Source organism: Methylobacter sp. Wu8, from assembly GCF_036440755.1.
Lineage (GTDB): Bacteria > Pseudomonadota > Gammaproteobacteria > Methylococcales > Methylomonadaceae > Methylobacter_A > Methylobacter_A tundripaludum_A.
The window spans coordinates 134,401-148,574 of record NZ_JAZGVT010000069.1; the positions used below are offsets into that span (position 1 = coordinate 134,401).

Annotated in this window: 18 protein-coding genes; 16 read left to right on the plus strand and 2 right to left on the minus strand. The window is 52.8% G+C overall.

Features of this window, described 5'->3' with window-relative positions; translation table 11 throughout:
• The first annotated feature begins 121 nt into the window (after positions 1–121).
• From rsxA to V3O24_RS13460, 7 genes are all read left to right on the plus strand, one after another.
• A complete protein-coding gene (rsxA, locus tag V3O24_RS13430; protein WP_006892569.1) occupies positions 122–703 on the plus strand; it encodes an electron transport complex subunit RsxA in 582 nt (193 codons plus the stop codon).
• 17 nt (positions 704–720) lie between these two features.
• Entirely contained in the window at positions 721–1,275 is a 555-nt protein-coding gene (gene rsxB, locus V3O24_RS13435) for an electron transport complex subunit RsxB (RefSeq protein WP_331307608.1), read from the plus strand.
• Positions 1,269–2,756, plus strand: coding sequence for an electron transport complex subunit RsxC (gene rsxC / locus V3O24_RS13440; RefSeq protein ID WP_331307609.1), 1,488 nt, complete (start codon positions 1,269–1,271; stop codon positions 2,754–2,756). Before rsxB ends, rsxC begins: the two co-directional genes overlap by 7 nt.
• Entirely contained in the window at positions 2,753–3,826 is a 1,074-nt protein-coding gene (locus V3O24_RS13445) for an RnfABCDGE type electron transport complex subunit D (protein ID WP_331307610.1), read from the plus strand. Before rsxC ends, V3O24_RS13445 begins: the two co-directional genes overlap by 4 nt.
• Before the next feature lie 175 nt (positions 3,827–4,001).
• Positions 4,002–4,739, plus strand: a complete 738-nt coding sequence (gene rsxG, locus V3O24_RS13450; protein ID WP_331307611.1) for an electron transport complex subunit RsxG — start codon at positions 4,002–4,004, stop codon at positions 4,737–4,739.
• 188 nt (positions 4,740–4,927) lie between these two features.
• Positions 4,928–5,626 (plus strand): electron transport complex subunit E, encoded by a 699-nt coding sequence (locus V3O24_RS13455; RefSeq protein ID WP_104424190.1) that lies wholly within the window; start codon positions 4,928–4,930, stop codon positions 5,624–5,626.
• On the plus strand, positions 5,623–5,883 hold the full coding sequence (locus V3O24_RS13460) for an RnfH family protein (RefSeq protein WP_331307612.1): 261 nt from the start codon (positions 5,623–5,625) through the stop codon (positions 5,881–5,883). Before V3O24_RS13455 ends, V3O24_RS13460 begins: the two co-directional genes overlap by 4 nt.
• A 101-nt stretch (positions 5,884–5,984) precedes the next feature.
• On the opposite strand, the gene V3O24_RS13465 is transcribed toward V3O24_RS13460, so the two are convergent.
• Together V3O24_RS13465 and V3O24_RS13470 are read right to left on the minus strand one after the other, a co-directional pair.
• On the minus strand, positions 5,985–6,344 hold the full coding sequence (locus V3O24_RS13465) for a transcriptional regulator (RefSeq protein WP_104424192.1): 360 nt from the start codon (positions 6,342–6,344) through the stop codon (positions 5,985–5,987).
• Positions 6,334–6,642, minus strand: a complete 309-nt coding sequence (locus V3O24_RS13470; RefSeq protein WP_331307613.1) for a type II toxin-antitoxin system HigB family toxin — start codon at positions 6,640–6,642, stop codon at positions 6,334–6,336. The genes V3O24_RS13465 and V3O24_RS13470 overlap by 11 nt, the downstream gene beginning before the upstream one ends.
• A gap of 271 nt (positions 6,643–6,913) precedes the next feature.
• Between V3O24_RS13470 and nifV the strand changes: the two genes are divergently transcribed.
• The 9 genes from nifV to grxD all read left to right on the plus strand — a co-directional run bounded on the left by nifV (position 6,914) and on the right by grxD (position 14,065).
• Positions 6,914–8,038, plus strand: coding sequence for a homocitrate synthase (nifV, locus tag V3O24_RS13475; RefSeq protein WP_331307614.1), 1,125 nt, complete (start codon positions 6,914–6,916; stop codon positions 8,036–8,038).
• Between the two features lie 12 nt (positions 8,039–8,050).
• Positions 8,051–8,197 carry a hypothetical protein gene (locus V3O24_RS13480; protein ID WP_181049895.1) on the plus strand — a complete coding sequence of 49 codons (147 nt, stop codon included), beginning with the start codon at positions 8,051–8,053 and terminating at the stop codon, positions 8,195–8,197.
• Positions 8,198–8,596: 399 nt separating this feature from the next.
• Complete coding sequence (cysE, locus tag V3O24_RS13485; protein WP_331307615.1) at positions 8,597–9,382, plus strand: serine O-acetyltransferase; 786 nt, start codon at positions 8,597–8,599, stop codon at positions 9,380–9,382.
• Positions 9,383–9,562: 180 nt separating this feature from the next.
• Positions 9,563–10,081: a hypothetical protein gene (locus V3O24_RS13490; protein WP_331307616.1), complete on the plus strand. Its 519-nt coding sequence runs from the start codon at positions 9,563–9,565 to the stop codon at positions 10,079–10,081.
• 200 nt (positions 10,082–10,281) lie between these two features.
• Positions 10,282–10,599: a nitrogenase-stabilizing/protective protein NifW gene (locus V3O24_RS13495; RefSeq protein ID WP_331307617.1), complete on the plus strand. Its 318-nt coding sequence runs from the start codon at positions 10,282–10,284 to the stop codon at positions 10,597–10,599.
• On the plus strand, positions 10,596–11,075 hold the full coding sequence (locus tag V3O24_RS13500) for a nitrogen fixation protein NifZ (RefSeq protein WP_104424198.1): 480 nt from the start codon (positions 10,596–10,598) through the stop codon (positions 11,073–11,075). The genes V3O24_RS13495 and V3O24_RS13500 overlap by 4 nt, the downstream gene beginning before the upstream one ends.
• Position 11,076: 1 nt before the next feature.
• Positions 11,077–11,943 (plus strand): nitrogen fixation protein NifM, encoded by an 867-nt coding sequence (gene nifM / locus V3O24_RS13505; protein WP_331307618.1) that lies wholly within the window; start codon positions 11,077–11,079, stop codon positions 11,941–11,943.
• Positions 11,943–13,214, plus strand: a complete 1,272-nt coding sequence (gene clpX, locus V3O24_RS13510; RefSeq protein WP_331307619.1) for an ATP-dependent Clp protease ATP-binding subunit ClpX — start codon at positions 11,943–11,945, stop codon at positions 13,212–13,214. Before nifM ends, clpX begins: the two co-directional genes overlap by 1 nt.
• Positions 13,215–13,456: 242 nt before the next feature.
• Positions 13,457–14,065: a Grx4 family monothiol glutaredoxin gene (gene grxD, locus V3O24_RS13515; RefSeq protein WP_331307620.1), complete on the plus strand. Its 609-nt coding sequence runs from the start codon at positions 13,457–13,459 to the stop codon at positions 14,063–14,065.
• The last annotated feature ends 109 nt before the right edge of the window (positions 14,066–14,174 follow it).

Here is a 14,174-nt window from a genome sequence, read left to right on the forward strand (position 1 = left end):
TTCATGCACTGATTTGGGCGGTTTTGGCTGGATGTTTGACCGATAAATGTGCCGTGTCCGCAATTGGCATAATTGCTGCTTGCACCTGATAAAAAGCATTGCAAACAGCCTGGGAAAAACAGTGAGCGAATATCTTCTTCTTTTATTAGGCACGGCTCTGGTCAACAACGTGGTTCTGGTGAAATTCCTCGGGCTATGCCCGTTTATGGGCGTCTCGAAAAAACTGGATTCGGCTTTGAGCATGGGTTTGGCGACAACCTTTGTGCTGACCTTGGCCGCGATGACCAGCTGGATGCTGGAACACTTTATTTTGGCTCCGTTCAATATCCAGTTTTTACGCATCCTCGCGTTTATTCTGGTGATTGCCGCCGTGGTGCAGTTCACCGAAATGGTCGTGCATAAAACCAGCCCGGTGCTGTATCAGATACTGGGTATTTTCCTGCCGTTGATTACGACCAATTGCGCGGTCTTGGGCGTGGCCTTACTCAACGTGCAGGAACAATACGGCTTTATGCAAAGCATGATTTTCGGTTTCGGTTCCGCGCTCGGCTTTACGCTGGTGATGGTGCTGTTTGCAGGCTTGCGGGAGCGCCTGGCGTTAATGGCGGTCCCGACATTATTTGCAGGCACGCCGATTGCGTTTATTACCGCCGGTATTTTATCGCTGGCATTTATGGGTTTTGCAGGGCTTTACAGCAAATGATTTACAGGAAATAAACTATGTATGTTTTATCCGCCATTGTAAGTTTGACCTTGTTGGGGCTGTTCCTGGGCTTGCTGCTGGGTATTGCCGGCAAGTATTTAAAAGTTGAAAGCAGCCCGATTGTCGATGAACTGGAATCCCTGCTGCCCGGATCGCAATGCGGCCAATGCGGTTTTCCGGGTTGCAGGCCTGCCGCCGAAGCATTGGCCGAGGGCAATGCGCCCGCTACGATATGCCCACCCGGCGGCAGCGCCCTGGCTGAGCAAATCGCCGCTTTATTGGGCTTGGATCTGGATTTAAGCGACGTGAAAGAGCCCGAGTTATTGGTCGCCCGAGTCAGTGAAGACACCTGCACCGGCTGCACCCGCTGCTTTAAAGTCTGCCCTACCGACGCCATTGTCGGCGCGCCGAAGCAAATTCACGCGGTCGTCGCCGACGCCTGCATAGCCTGCAAGAAATGTGTGGATGTATGCCCGACCGAATGCCTGCAAATGCACCCCGTCGAGGTTACCTTGCGTAACTGGCGCTGGACTAAACCTGTTTTGCCTGAAACGAGTAACGCCGTATGTTAAGTTTCTTTTCTAAACCGCGCATTCGCGGCGGCGTCCATGCAGAGGAGCATAAAGCCGAGACTGCCGCATTGCCGATAGCCAACAATTTTCCGTTGCCGAAAAAACTGTATATCCCGCTGCAACAGCACGTCGGCAAGCCCGCAGAGCCGCTGATTATGGTCGGCGAAAAAGTGCTGAAAGGGCAGTTGCTGGCTTACAGCCAGGGCCTGATTTCCGCGCCGGTCCATGCGCCCAGTTCGGGCGTCATCCTTGATGTTAACGATTATCCGGCCCCGCACCCGTCCGCGCTGCCTATCCGAACCATCGTGCTGGAAACCGACGGCAAGGACGAATGGGTGGAAACACCGATTGCCGCCGATCCGTTCCAGCTGAATCCCGAAGAAATCAGTTTGCGCGTCGGTGCGGCGGGTATTGTCGGCTTGGGCGGTGCAACTTTTCCGACGGCGGTCAAGCTCAATATGGGTCGCGAAAACCATATCGATACGCTGATTATTAACGGTTCGGAATGCGAGCCTTATCTGTGCTGCGACGACCGGCTGATGCAGGAACGCGCCGGGGAGATTATCGACGGCGTGCGTTTGATGCTGCACGGAATGGAAACCGAACATGCCGTGGTGGCGATTGAAGACAACAAGCCGGAGGCTTATCTTGCGATGCAGGCCGCAGCCGAGCCGTATGCTACGATTAAAGTCATACAAATCCCGACCCGTTACCCGATGGGTTGGGACAGGCAATTGATCCGTTATGTAACGGGCAAGGAAGTCCCGGTCGGTTGCCGGTCGTCGGAAATCGGTGTGACTATCCATAATGTCGGCACCGCTCATGCCGTCCATAAAGCGATTCGTCACGGACATCCCTTGCTTAGCCGTGTGGTTACGGTAGCGGGCGGTGCGGTCAAACGCCCGATGAATGTGGAAGTGCCTTTCGGCACCTTAATCTCCGAACTGTTCGATTTTTGCGATGTAAGTAAGAATGAAACCGCGCGCATCGTTATGGGCGGCCCGATGATGGGCGATTCCTTGCCGCACATGGGTTTGCCCACCGTTAAAGCCACCAGCGGCATCCTGGCATTGACCCAAAGCGAACTCAAAAATACCGATGAACAACCCTGTATTCGTTGTGCGAGCTGCGTCAGCGTTTGTCCTGCGGGATTACGGCCTCTGGATATGGCGAACAACATCCGCATCAATCAACTGGATGCGGCGGTGGATTTAGGCTTGAAAGACTGCATCAGCTGCGGCTGCTGCTCTTATATCTGCCCGTCCAATATTCCGCTGGTGCAGTATTTTAAATACGCCTCGGGCGAAGTCGTAGCCAGGCAGCAGGCGCAGCATAAAGCCGAGCAAACCAAAAAGCTGATTGATGCGCGCAATGCCCGTATGGAACGCATCGCCCAGCAACAACGCGAAGACGAATTGGCCCGGATAGCGGCCAAGGCGGAGCGGGAACGATTAAAAGCCGAGCAGGAGGCATTGGTATGATTACGCATATGAAACCCAGCAGCGGCGCGCATGTCGGCGCCAACACCAGCGTCAGCCGTATCATGTGGCAGGTCATGCTGGCAATATCGCCCGCGACAGCGTTCGGCCTCTTGTGTTTCGGCTGGCCTGCGCTGAACTTGTTTGTCATCACCGTGCTATCGGCGGTTGTGTTTGAAGCCTTCTGCGTGCGGATCAAGGGCAGGGCGGTCAAGCCCGTCATTATGGATGGCTCTGCGGTACTGACCGGCTGGCTGCTGGCGATGACGCTGCCGCCTTGGGCGCCGTGGTGGATAGGCGTGGTCGGTTCCGGGCTGGCGATTATTTTAGGCAAACAGGTATACGGCGGTTTGGGGCAAAACCTGTTCAATCCGGCCATGTTGGCGCGGGTCGCGCTGCTGATTTCTTTCCCTATCGAAATGACCACTTGGGCCAATGTGTCGCCGTTGTTTTTTTCGGACTCGCCGGGGCTGATTGAAAGCTGGCATATCACTTTTTCAGGCTTGGACAATATCGACGCCAGCACCGGCGCGACCACGCTGGGCTTCATCAAAACCGAGTTTTCGCAGAACCGTGTACTGACCGACATCCTCAAGGACACTTCCGGTTTTCTTAACTTTATCGGAGCGACGCGCGGCAGCTTGGGCGAAACCTCGACGCTGTTGCTGGGTTTGGGCGGCGTGTGGCTGATCCGCCAAAACGTCATTCAATGGCAGATTCCGGTGTCGTTATTGCTGACTGTTGCGTTGTTGGCCGGGATTTTTCACGGCGTGGACAGCGAACATTATGTGAGTCCGCTGCTGCATTTGAATTCAGGCGCGTTGATGTGCGTCGCCTTTTTTATTGCCACCGACTATGTCACCTCGCCGAATACGCCTACAGGACAGCTGGTGTTCGGCGCGGGTTGCGGGCTGCTGATTTTCGTTATCCGTACTTGGGGCGCGTATCCAGAGGGCGCGGGTTTTGCGGTGCTGCTGATGAACTCGGCGACGCCGCTGATCGACCATTATATTAAACCTCGGATCTACGGACGCGACCGCAAAGGCAAGCCGCTTGAAATACCGAAATCGTAAACAAAGCCCTCTCCAGCGGGAGAGGGTTAACTCGTTCCCACGCGCTGCGTCCAGTATTTGGAGAATTTATGTTTGACGCATTGTCGGCCCTCACCGTTCGCGGCGCAGTTCAGGACAGGCCTTGACTGCATTCCCACACAGCGCGTGGGAACGAGACAAAATATAGGAATACACCATGAAATTTGACCCAGCAACCATAATGCGCCTGAAAGAAAAGATCGCCGTTTACCGGGAATTCCTTAAAAAATGGCTGGAGCCGTCGAACTTGGCGGAACTTAGGCCCAAACTGGAATTTCAAACCGGCGTCTTGGCGGGCTTCGCGTTAATTGCCAGCGTACTGTTGGGCGTGACCAATTGCAGTACCGAAGGCACTATCCAACGCCGGCTCGATGAGGATTTAAAAAAATCCCTTGAAGAAGTCGTGCCCGCCGCTCTTTATGACAACGACTTGCTGCTGGACACGCTGAACATCCCGTCCGCCGAATACAACATCGGAGCGAACGAAACCACGGTCTATATCGCCAAGAAGTCCGGCAACGTCACCGCCGTATGTTTCAAATTCACCGCGCCCGACGGCTATTCCGGCGCGATCAATATGATCATGGGCATAGACCGTAGCGCTAATATTTTGGGCGTGCGCGTGCTCAGCCACAAAGAAACCCCCGGCCTGGGCGATAAAATCGAAGTCGCCAAGTCGGACTGGATATTGAAATTTACCGGCCGCTCCCTGGACAATTTAGCGCCGGCAAAATGGGCGGTTAAAAAAGACGGCGGCGAATTCGACCAGTTTGCCGGTGCGACCATTACTCCGCGCAAGTCGGTGCAGGCAATTTATCGCGGCTTGCAGTTATTCAAAGCGCATCAAGAACAACTGATTAATCCGGCTTCCCATCAAAGTCGGGACAAGGAGTGAGGTTTAATCGTTCGCCCTGACCCTTCGGCTGCGCTCAGGACTGAAGGCCTTGTCGAAGGGTGGATGGTTAAGCCGTTCATGGTTCGACAAGGCTCTCCTGAGCGTAGTCGAAGGACTCACCACGAACGGTTTTAACCTTAAACTGTCTCATCTTAAGCTGAAAGCCATTAGCCCTGGAGAAAATGACCATGTTTATATCGGAAACTTATCGCAAAATCGCCGCCGACGGCATTTGGAACAACAACATCGTGTTCGGGCAAAACCTGGCGCTTTGCCCCTTGCTGGCGGTGACCGGAACGGCCACCAACGGCTTGGGCATGGGGCTTGCCACGCTGGTGGTTATCATAGCGTCCAACGGCCTCATTTCAGCGGCGCGGCATTTAATTCCCGGCGAAATCCGTATCCCGATTTTCGTGCTGCTGATCGCCGCGCTGGTGACCTTGGTCGATATTTTAATGAATGCCTGGGCGCACGAACTCTATAAAGTGCTGGGTCTATTCATTGCGTTAATTGTGACCAACTGCGCTTTACTGGGCCGCGCCGAAGCCTTCGCCTCCAAGCAGTCGGTAAAACATGCGCTGTGGGACGGCTTGATGATGGGCCTGGGCTTTACCCTGGTGCTGGTCGCTCTCGGCGCGGCCAGAGAAATAAGCGCGTCGGGTACGCTGTTCGCCAATGCATCGGTGTTGCTCGGTGAATCGTTCAGGTTTCTGGAAGTCACCGTCATTCCCGGCTACAAAGGCTTTTTATTAATGGCGCTGCCGCCCGGCGGCTTCATCATGCTGGCTTTTTTGATTGTCGGCAAACGCCTGATCGACCAAAAACTGGCAACGAGAAAAGTGCCGGTAACCGTATTAACCCCAGTCATTGCTGAGGAGGAATCATGAACGTTGGCGTTTGTTACGCAGAATCCGATAGGCAGTTATGGATGCGTCTGGAAGTGCCGGACAACAGCACCATCGAAGAAACCATCAACCTGTCCGGCGTGTTGCAGCTTTATCCCGAGATAAACCTGACCAGCCAAAAAGTGGGCATATTCGGCAAAATCGCTCCGCTGGATACTGCGGTAAAGGATGGGGACAGGGTGGAGATTTATCGCCAGATAACGGCCGATCCGCAGACGGTGCAACGGCGGAGGCGTTAGGCGTTTGCCGGACACCGGTTCTCGCTGTTCGCTAGTTCCCAAGCTCCAGCTTGGGAATTAGGTTCCCGATCTGGACAATGGGGTCCACTTTAATACTTTTTTCACCCCACATCCGCCAACAAGCTTTCATAAGGAATACTTAATCCGTCGTGCAAACGTTTTATCATTCTCAGGCTCAACGGCCGTTTACGGTTAAGCACTTCCGAAACGCGTCCGCTGCTGCCGATATAGGCCTCTAGATCGCGGTTATTCAGGTTTTGTTGTTCCATTCTAAACTTGATGGCTTCGATCGCATCGGGCGGCGTTATTGCATAGTGTTTGTTTTCGTAGGCTTCAATTAAGGTGACCAGCACTTCCATTTCGTCGGCTTCGGGTGTGTCGGGTTCCGCTTGAAAAACCATTTCCAGACGCTGGAACGCGGCTTTTAATTCGTCATCGTTACGGATGGGCTTAATATTCATTGACTGTCTCCACGTTAATCAGGTCGTATTGGGCATGTGTGCCGACAAATTTTATCCAGGCGATTCCTGCGCGATACTGCATTTCCACAACTAAACGGTATTTGTTGCCACCGATGTTGAATACCACGCGGTTGTTGTTACAAATGCTGGCATTCCGATATTGGGCTTTTATGTCTTGCGGTGAAAACCAATTAGCTTTAATGGTTTCTTCATACCAGCTTTCTAATGGGCCTTTGGCGTCACGATAAGCGGGCTGTTCCCAGAATTTCTTGATAGTGCTTTTGGCAATGACGCGCATGAGTTAACCGTCTTATCCTCCCGAATTGGGAGGATGGTAAACGAAGCGAAGATTTTATTCAAATTTACCCCAACTAAAAACCAAAACCCACTTTGTCGGCTTTACGACAATTGCCTATCCTTGCGTTGCATTGTCTTGTCGGTATTAAGTCAATCCAGACTCCGAGCCTGCTATTTTCAGGGCATCAACAATTGGCAAGCATATTGCTTTATCACAGTTAAAGGCATTAGGCCCTGTTCCTTAACCATTTGCCAATAGCTTGAGATGCGCCATGACAACACCGACCCGCCATATCATCATCGACGACACCACGCTCAGGGATGGCGAGCAATCGGCCGGAGTCGCTTTTTCGCTGGAAGAAAAACTGGCGATTGCGACGCAGTTGGCGGGCTTGGGCGTGCCGGAGCTGGAAATCGGCATTCCGGCAATGGGGCCGGTGGAACGCGATGAAATCATGGCGATTGCGGCTCTAGGATTGCCTGTAAAGCTGCTGGTTTGGTCGAGAATGCGCCGTGACGATCTGCATGCCTGTTTGGGCTTGAATGTACACAAAGTCGATTTATCCATATCGGCTTCGGATCAGCACATCCGGCACAAGCTTAAGCAAACTCGGCAGTGGGTGTTAGACACCATTAACTGCTGCGTTCAGGAAGCGCGTAGCTTGAACATGGACGTGTGCGTCGGTATGGAGGACGCCTCGCGAGCGGATGTGGATTTTTTGATACGCATGGCCGAAACCGCGCAAAGAGCCGGGGCGGGCAGGATTCGTTTCGCCGATACGGTTGGCATCATGGAACCGTTCGGCGTGTTCGGGACGATCAAAAAGCTAAGAGCGGCAACCGACCTGGAAATTGAAATGCACGCCCATGACGATTTGGGGCTCGCCACAGCGAATACGCTGGCCGCGGCGTTGGCAGGCGCGACTCATGTCAATACCACGGTTAACGGCTTGGGCGAACGCGCGGGCAATGCGGCACTGGAAGAGGTTGTGGTCGGCTTAAAGCAGTTATACGGCATTGAAACCGGCATTAATTTACAGAACTTCCCGATTCTTTCCGAGCAGGTTGCCAGAGCATCGGGCGATGCGATCGGTAGCCGTAAAAGTCTGATCGGCAAAAGCGTATTCAGCCATGAGGCGGGTATTCATGTCGATGGACTGTTGAAAGATCCGAATAATTATCAAGGCGTCGATCCGGCCATAGTCGGGCGCAGCCACCAGCTGATTCTGGGTAAACATTCGGGGACTCAAGGCGTGATTCACGCCTATCAACAAATAGGCATAGCGGTAAGCCGGATACAGGCGCAAGCCTTATTAACCCAGGTTAGGCGCTTTGTCAGCGACACGAAACGGTCGCCTAAAGCCGAAGAGCTTAATCTTTTTCATCAAAATCTTTAGAGGGCGATCATCATGAACGAACATAAAGAACTGCAGTTATGCGAACCGGAAGTTAAAGAGACTTTACAAATACCGGATCAGGACGATCTCTATCCCGGTTCTTTTTTCAGGATACCGGGTCCACCGATGCTGGGTAAAACCGGTTGGAGTTTAAATTAATTTTGTTTCCTCGTTCCCACGCGCTGCGTCACTGCCATTAAGTTAAGGATGGACAGTCCTTCTCCCTCAGGGAGAAGGTTAGGATGAGGGGATCAAATAAGGCTTTTTTCCTTATTTTTATTCTTCTCGCCCCAGCCCTCTCGGCAACTGCTCCTGCGTTGCTCTACCTCCTGCATCCGTGCAGTCGTCCAGCTGGAGAGGGCGCTTTTTCTTAACTTAATGGCAGTGACGCGCTGCGTGGGAATGCAGTCGAGGCGCGCTACGCCGTGAGACATGGGCAGTATATGAAAATGAACATCGCGCAAATAAGGGACGCAGCACGTCCTTCAAGGCGTTCCCACGCGGCGCGTGGGAACGAGGGTGAGCACCTCCGCACTCAACAGGAGCATAAAGATGGTTATGGCCATATCAGATAAGGTAAGAAGTAACGGACAAACAACGCAGGGCTTCCTGGCCCAATGGCATGAAGACGTCCACTGCGTTTTTGGCCGCGACCCCGCAGCGCATAGCGTCTGGGAAATATTGCTGACCTATGCCGGCGTCCATGCGGTGCTGATGCACCGGATCAGCCATCGTTTATGGAAAGCAGACTGGAAACTGGCTGCCAGAATCCTGGCCGCATTCAGCAAAATGATTACCAGCGTCGATATTCACCCGGCGGCCACTATCGGGCGGCGCTTGTTTATCGATCATGCGCTGGGCGTGGTGATCGGCGAGACGGCTGAGATCGGCAACGATGTCACGCTGTATCACGGCGTCACCCTGGGAGGCACGACCTGGAACAAGGAAAAGCGTCATCCTACCTTGGGCAATAACGTAATGGTGGGTTCCGGGGCCAAGATTCTCGGAGCGATTACGTTGGGCAACAATGTCCGTGTCGGCGCCAACTCGGTGGTAATTAAAGATGTACCGGCCTGTTGTACGGTAGTGGGTATTCCCGGCCGCGTTATTCAAAGTAAAGGTACGCAAATACAAAACCGGCACGGCATCGATCTGGATCATCACTTGATTCCCGATCCGGTCGGTAAAGCGATTGCCTGTTTGATCGAACGGATAGATGAACTGGAGGCCGGGCAAAAGCAGGCGCATAAAGTATTGGTTGAGGATAGTTGTGATGTGTGCGACGCCGAAAGCATCTGCGTTCCCAAGAAAGAAAGCCCGGTAAAACAGGCGGCGAGGTTATAGATGGACCTGTTGGATTTTTGCTCGATTGCTCGTTCCCAAGCTCCGGCTTGGGAATGCTATCTCGGAAGCTCCAGCTTCTCGTATTCAAAAAGACAGGAAGCTAGAGCTTCCAAGGCTTGGGTTCCCAACCTGGAGGTTGGGAACCAGCAAAGCCCGGTAAAACAGGCGGCGAGGTTGTAGATGGATCTGTTGGATTTTGAAGCGCAAGGTTTGTATTTTGAAGAACCGGACGTTGCAGGCGTTAACGAGCTGATAGCGACGGCGGCGGAAAATTATGCGGGTGGCGATGCCGAGTTGCCGTTATTGAAAGCTTATTTTCTCGCGCCCGAGTCGTTGAACGTACTGGTCGCATTGAACCGTTTTTATTATTACCAGCATCGTCTGGAAGAGGCCTTGGCTGCGACGACTAAAGCGCTGGATGTGATCAGGCCGACGGTCGCTTTTCCCGAGGATTGGCGTGACCTGCAAAGCAGCCATATCAGCGATGCGCCGGCCAATTTATTAACCTGGATCAGGCTGTATTTGTTTACGCTGAAAGCCATCGGCTTTTTGAATATGCGCTTGGAGAATCTGGATTTGAGCCAGGCCATTTTTGAAAAACTGGTCGAGTTGGACGCTAAGGACAGGATCGGCGCGCAGGGATTATTGGAATTGGTGGTCAAGCGTAAAACAGATGTAGGGTGGGTAAGCGCAGCGTGACCCCGTATTTTTGAACCTCGATTGTTTGAGTTGCGCTGCGCTAACTCAAAAGTTAATAGGAGCAAGATCATGTTGAAAAAAGAGATCACCGATTCATTGATAACCCTGATGCCGTTGGCGGCGTTTATTATACTGGCGCTTTATCTTTTGATTCAGGATGCTTCGTTAGTCGGCCCGCTTTAATTACCGGAGAAATCCCCATGAGTTTTGAAGAAGAAATGGAAGAACTGGAGTCCGCAGAAGACTTCCTGCAATATTTTCAACTGGACTACGAGCCCAGCGTGGTGCATGTCAACCGTCTGCATATCTTGCAGCGTTTTCATGATTACTTGCAAAAAGCCGAAGGCGAGATGCCGGAAGATGAAGCTCCGAAGCGGGCGGTTTACAGCAAGTTGTTGCAGCGCGCCTATCAGGATTTTGTAGAATCCGACGCCCAAACCGAAAAGGTTTTTAAGGTGTTTGCAATGGGCGAAGCGTCGCAAACCGCGTTTGTTTCCTTAAGCGATATAAAAACATGAAACCCGAGCGCTTCGACGAAGGCCGGTTTGAGTTCGGCGAATCGGTCCGGGTCACCCGAAACGTGCGCAACGACGGCACTTATCCGGGCATGGACGTCGGCACTTTGTTGATTCGCCGGGGCAGCGTCGGCAATGTCATTGAAGTCGGCACTTTTCTGCAGGACCAAGTTATTTTTACCGTGCATTTCCTGAATCAGGGACGGATGGTCGGTTGCCGCCTGGAAGAGCTGATAGGCGCTGACGAGCCCTGGAATCCCAGCCGTTTCGAGTTCAGGGACAAGGTGGTTTGCACTATCGATTTAGGCATTGCGGGCAATATCCTGTTCGCCAAAGGCACGGAAGGAGAGGTCTTTAAGGTGATCAGGGATAACGAGTTGATTCAATACCACGTCGCTTTTCAGGGCAGGGTCCTGCAGGTGCCTGAGACAGCGCTTGCCCCGGCGCATCCCGAGTCATTTTGTGAACCGGAGGTTTGATATGACCGTAATTGAAGAACCTGTCCAGCTGTCAACCTACAACTTGTTAAGAGCGGCTTTAGCCTTATTTAAAAAGTCGCCGGCCGAATTGGCGGAGGCCGAGTTGCAGCAGGCAAAAACACAAGCCCTGAATGAATTCAGGATTGAAAGCCGTGTGCTGAATGCGTCTGAGGCGGCCGCAGTGATCATTACCGAGCAGGAACTGCAACAGGCCTATCAGGAAATTCAGGGGCGTTATGATGACGAGGCTGCTTTTTTCAGCGATCTGGAGAAAAACCGGCTCGACAAAGACAGCTTGCTGGCGGCGTTGCACCGCCAGTGCAAGGTCAATACGGTGCTGGAGCTGGTTGCCAGCCGTGCGCCCGCTGTCAGCGACGTCGAAATCGGCATCTATTACCATGTCCATGCCGATCAATTTCATCTGCCTGAACGGCGCGAAGCCTGCCATATCTTCATCAGTATTAACCCGGACTATCCTGAAAACACGCCCGAGATGGCTTTGATACGCGCCCAGGAACTCGCCGAAAGACTGCGTAAAAAGCCGCATAAATTTGCCGACCTGGCCTTAAAGCATTCCGAATGTCCTACCGCTTTGCAAGGCGGCGTTCTGGGCACCGTGCCGCGCGGCACGCTTTATCCCGAACTGGATGCGGTGCTGTTCGGCTTAAAGGCGGGCGAAGTCAGCGATGCGGTTAAATCGGAAATCGGTTTTCATGTGTTGTTATGCAAGAGCATACAAAAATCCGAAACCCTGTCGCTTGCCAAAGCGACGCCGAAAATACGCCAGCTGATGAACGAACGCGCCCGGCGTACCTGTCAGCGCGCCTGGCTGGCCGGTTTGACGGCGCCAGAAACCGAGGAAAGATAATGAGCGATAAAGAAACCAAACACTGTTCATTCTGCGGCATAGTCCAATCCGCTTCAGTCCCCTTGATTGCCGGTAGCGAGGGCTATATTTGCGGGGCTTGCGTGCAGTTAGCCAACCAAGTCGTCAGCAATTGGAGCCGCAAAAAAGAGCTGTCCGAAATGCAGGGCGCATTGCCGATTCCGGCAAAAATCAAAGAATATCTCGATCGGTACATTATCGGACAGCATTTGGCTAAAGAGATATTGTCCGTTGCTGTTTACAACCATTACAAACGCCTGAAGCATGAAAGCGGCGACGCGGGACTGGGCGAGTTCGACAAGGATGTGGAAATCGGCAAATCCAACATCCTGCTGATAGGCCCGTCCGGCACCGGGAAAACGCTGTTAGCCAGCACGCTGGCGAAAATCGTCGGCGTACCGTTCGTTGTTGCCGATGCGACAACACTGACCCAAGCCGGTTATGTCGGCGATGATGTCGAAAATATCCTGGTGCGCTTGCTGGATGTCGCGGAAGGCAATATGACCAATGCGGAGTGGGGCATCGTTTACTTGGATGAAATCGACAAGATCGCCCGCAGCCCTGAACAGCAAACCGGAACCCGCGATGTATCCGGTGAAGGCGTACAACAGGCCTTGCTCAGGCTGGTCGAAGGCTCTCACGTTAAGCTCCCGGCAAAAGGGCGCAACAAGGACGGTGACGCCACGATGGATACGCGGAACATCCTGTTCATTGCCGGCGGTTCGTTTCCGGGCCTGGAAAAACATGTCGAAAAACGCCTGGTGCCGACCAATTCGGCTATCGGTTTTCATGCCGAGGTGAGCAATCCGGCTGAAAAACCGGCATTGGAAGCTATGCTGAACGCGACCCAGCCCAGCGATTTGCGCAAGTTCGGTTTGATCCCCGAGTTTATCGGCCGTTTCCCGGTGCTGGCGCCTCTGGAACCTCTGGATGTGGACGCATTGATCCGGGTGTTGACCGAACCTAAAAATGCGCTGGTTCGCCAGTATCAACAACTGTTCGCCTACGAAGGCGTGGAGTTGATATTCGAGCAGGATGCGCTGGTTGAAATCGCCAAAAAAGCCATCGAACGCGAAACCGGGGCGCGCGGTCTACGCAGCATCATGGAGCAGATCTTGCGAAAGACCATGTTCGATATTCCGTCCGTCGATGACGTTGAGCAATGCATTGTCGATGCCGATGTGGTTAAGGGGGAGGGTGAGATCAGGTTGATAAAAAAAGCCGAAACCCAACTCAGGCAGCAGGCTGGGTAGAGTGGAACTCCATCGACATCAATTGACGCTGGTTCCCAATCTCCAGATTGGGAACCCAGGAGGCGAAGCTCCAGCTTCGCGACTCGGGAAGCTGGAGCTTCCAAGACGGGATTCCCAAGCAGGAGCTTGGGAACCAGTACAAGAAATTCGTGTGAATCCGTCTAATCCGTGTCGCCTAGAGACGCCTACTTTTGGCATCCGTGCTCTATTTTCCCAACAACCGTTATTACATCGAGAACTTTATGAAAACCGAAGACAAAATCCGCGCTCAATTGGCTGCCCAGCCGATCATTATTTACATGAAAGGCATACCGGCTAATCCGCAATGCGGTTTTTCAGCCAAAGCAGTCGGCATACTCAATGAGACCAACATCCCATACGCTTATGTGAATGTGTTGGAAGCGCCTTTTATCCGTGAAAAGTTGCCGAGCATTTCCCACTGGCCGACTTATCCCCAGCTGTTTGTAAACGCGGAACTGGTCGGCGGTTGCGACATTATTGAAGAAATGTCCAACAACGGCAGTCTGCTGCCCTTATTAACAGCCGCCGCGCCGAAAAAAACGGAAGCCGCAAGCGATGCATTGCCCCCCGGCGACGTTGTGCAACTGGTGCAGCAGGGCATTGACGATGCCAACGTGATGATCGAAGGCGAGGGCTGCGACTTAACGATCACCGTGGTCAGTTCGCAATTTAACGATTTAACGATAGTGAAAAAACAACAATTGGTCTTGGCAACGTTGAAAGAACCCTTGGCGTCAGGCAAGCTTCACGCGGTCAGCGTTAAGGCGTATACCCCGGATGAGTGGCAGGCTAAGCAAAACGCTGGCGGGCTGCTGCAAATACAGCATTAAGGATCGTACATAAATTAATTTAGGCAATTACCATGAAGAGCATGAAGGATATGAAGACTTAAACCTTTCATGCCGCTTCATGTCCTTCATGGTTAAAAAATGAAAAATA

Bases quoted from the DNA above. Each gene is read 5' to 3' on its own strand.
- nifM (WP_331307618.1), top strand. From the start codon at position 11,077: ATGACCGTAATTGAAGAACCTGTCCAGCTGTCAACCTACAACTTGTTA.
- V3O24_RS13460 (WP_331307612.1), top strand. From the start codon at position 5,623: ATGAACGTTGGCGTTTGTTACGCAGAATCCGATAGGCAGTTATGGATG.
- clpX (WP_331307619.1), top strand. From the start codon at position 11,943: ATGAGCGATAAAGAAACCAAACACTGTTCATTCTGCGGCATAGTCCAA.
- V3O24_RS13495 (WP_331307617.1), top strand. From the start codon at position 10,282: ATGAGTTTTGAAGAAGAAATGGAAGAACTGGAGTCCGCAGAAGACTTC.
- grxD (WP_331307620.1), top strand. From the start codon at position 13,457: ATGAAAACCGAAGACAAAATCCGCGCTCAATTGGCTGCCCAGCCGATC.
- cysE (WP_331307615.1), top strand. From the start codon at position 8,597: ATGGCCATATCAGATAAGGTAAGAAGTAACGGACAAACAACGCAGGGC.
- V3O24_RS13445 (WP_331307610.1), top strand. From the start codon at position 2,753: ATGATTACGCATATGAAACCCAGCAGCGGCGCGCATGTCGGCGCCAAC.
- rsxB (WP_331307608.1), top strand. From the start codon at position 721: ATGTATGTTTTATCCGCCATTGTAAGTTTGACCTTGTTGGGGCTGTTC.
- rsxC (WP_331307609.1), top strand. From the start codon at position 1,269: ATGTTAAGTTTCTTTTCTAAACCGCGCATTCGCGGCGGCGTCCATGCA.
- rsxG (WP_331307611.1), top strand. From the start codon at position 4,002: ATGAAATTTGACCCAGCAACCATAATGCGCCTGAAAGAAAAGATCGCC.
- V3O24_RS13465 (WP_104424192.1), bottom strand. From the start codon at position 6,344: ATGAATATTAAGCCCATCCGTAACGATGACGAATTAAAAGCCGCGTTC.
- nifV (WP_331307614.1), top strand. From the start codon at position 6,914: ATGACAACACCGACCCGCCATATCATCATCGACGACACCACGCTCAGG.
- V3O24_RS13490 (WP_331307616.1), top strand. From the start codon at position 9,563: ATGGATCTGTTGGATTTTGAAGCGCAAGGTTTGTATTTTGAAGAACCG.
- V3O24_RS13480 (WP_181049895.1), top strand. From the start codon at position 8,051: ATGAACGAACATAAAGAACTGCAGTTATGCGAACCGGAAGTTAAAGAG.
- V3O24_RS13470 (WP_331307613.1), bottom strand. From the start codon at position 6,642: ATGCGCGTCATTGCCAAAAGCACTATCAAGAAATTCTGGGAACAGCCC.
- V3O24_RS13500 (WP_104424198.1), top strand. From the start codon at position 10,596: ATGAAACCCGAGCGCTTCGACGAAGGCCGGTTTGAGTTCGGCGAATCG.
- V3O24_RS13455 (WP_104424190.1), top strand. From the start codon at position 4,928: ATGTTTATATCGGAAACTTATCGCAAAATCGCCGCCGACGGCATTTGG.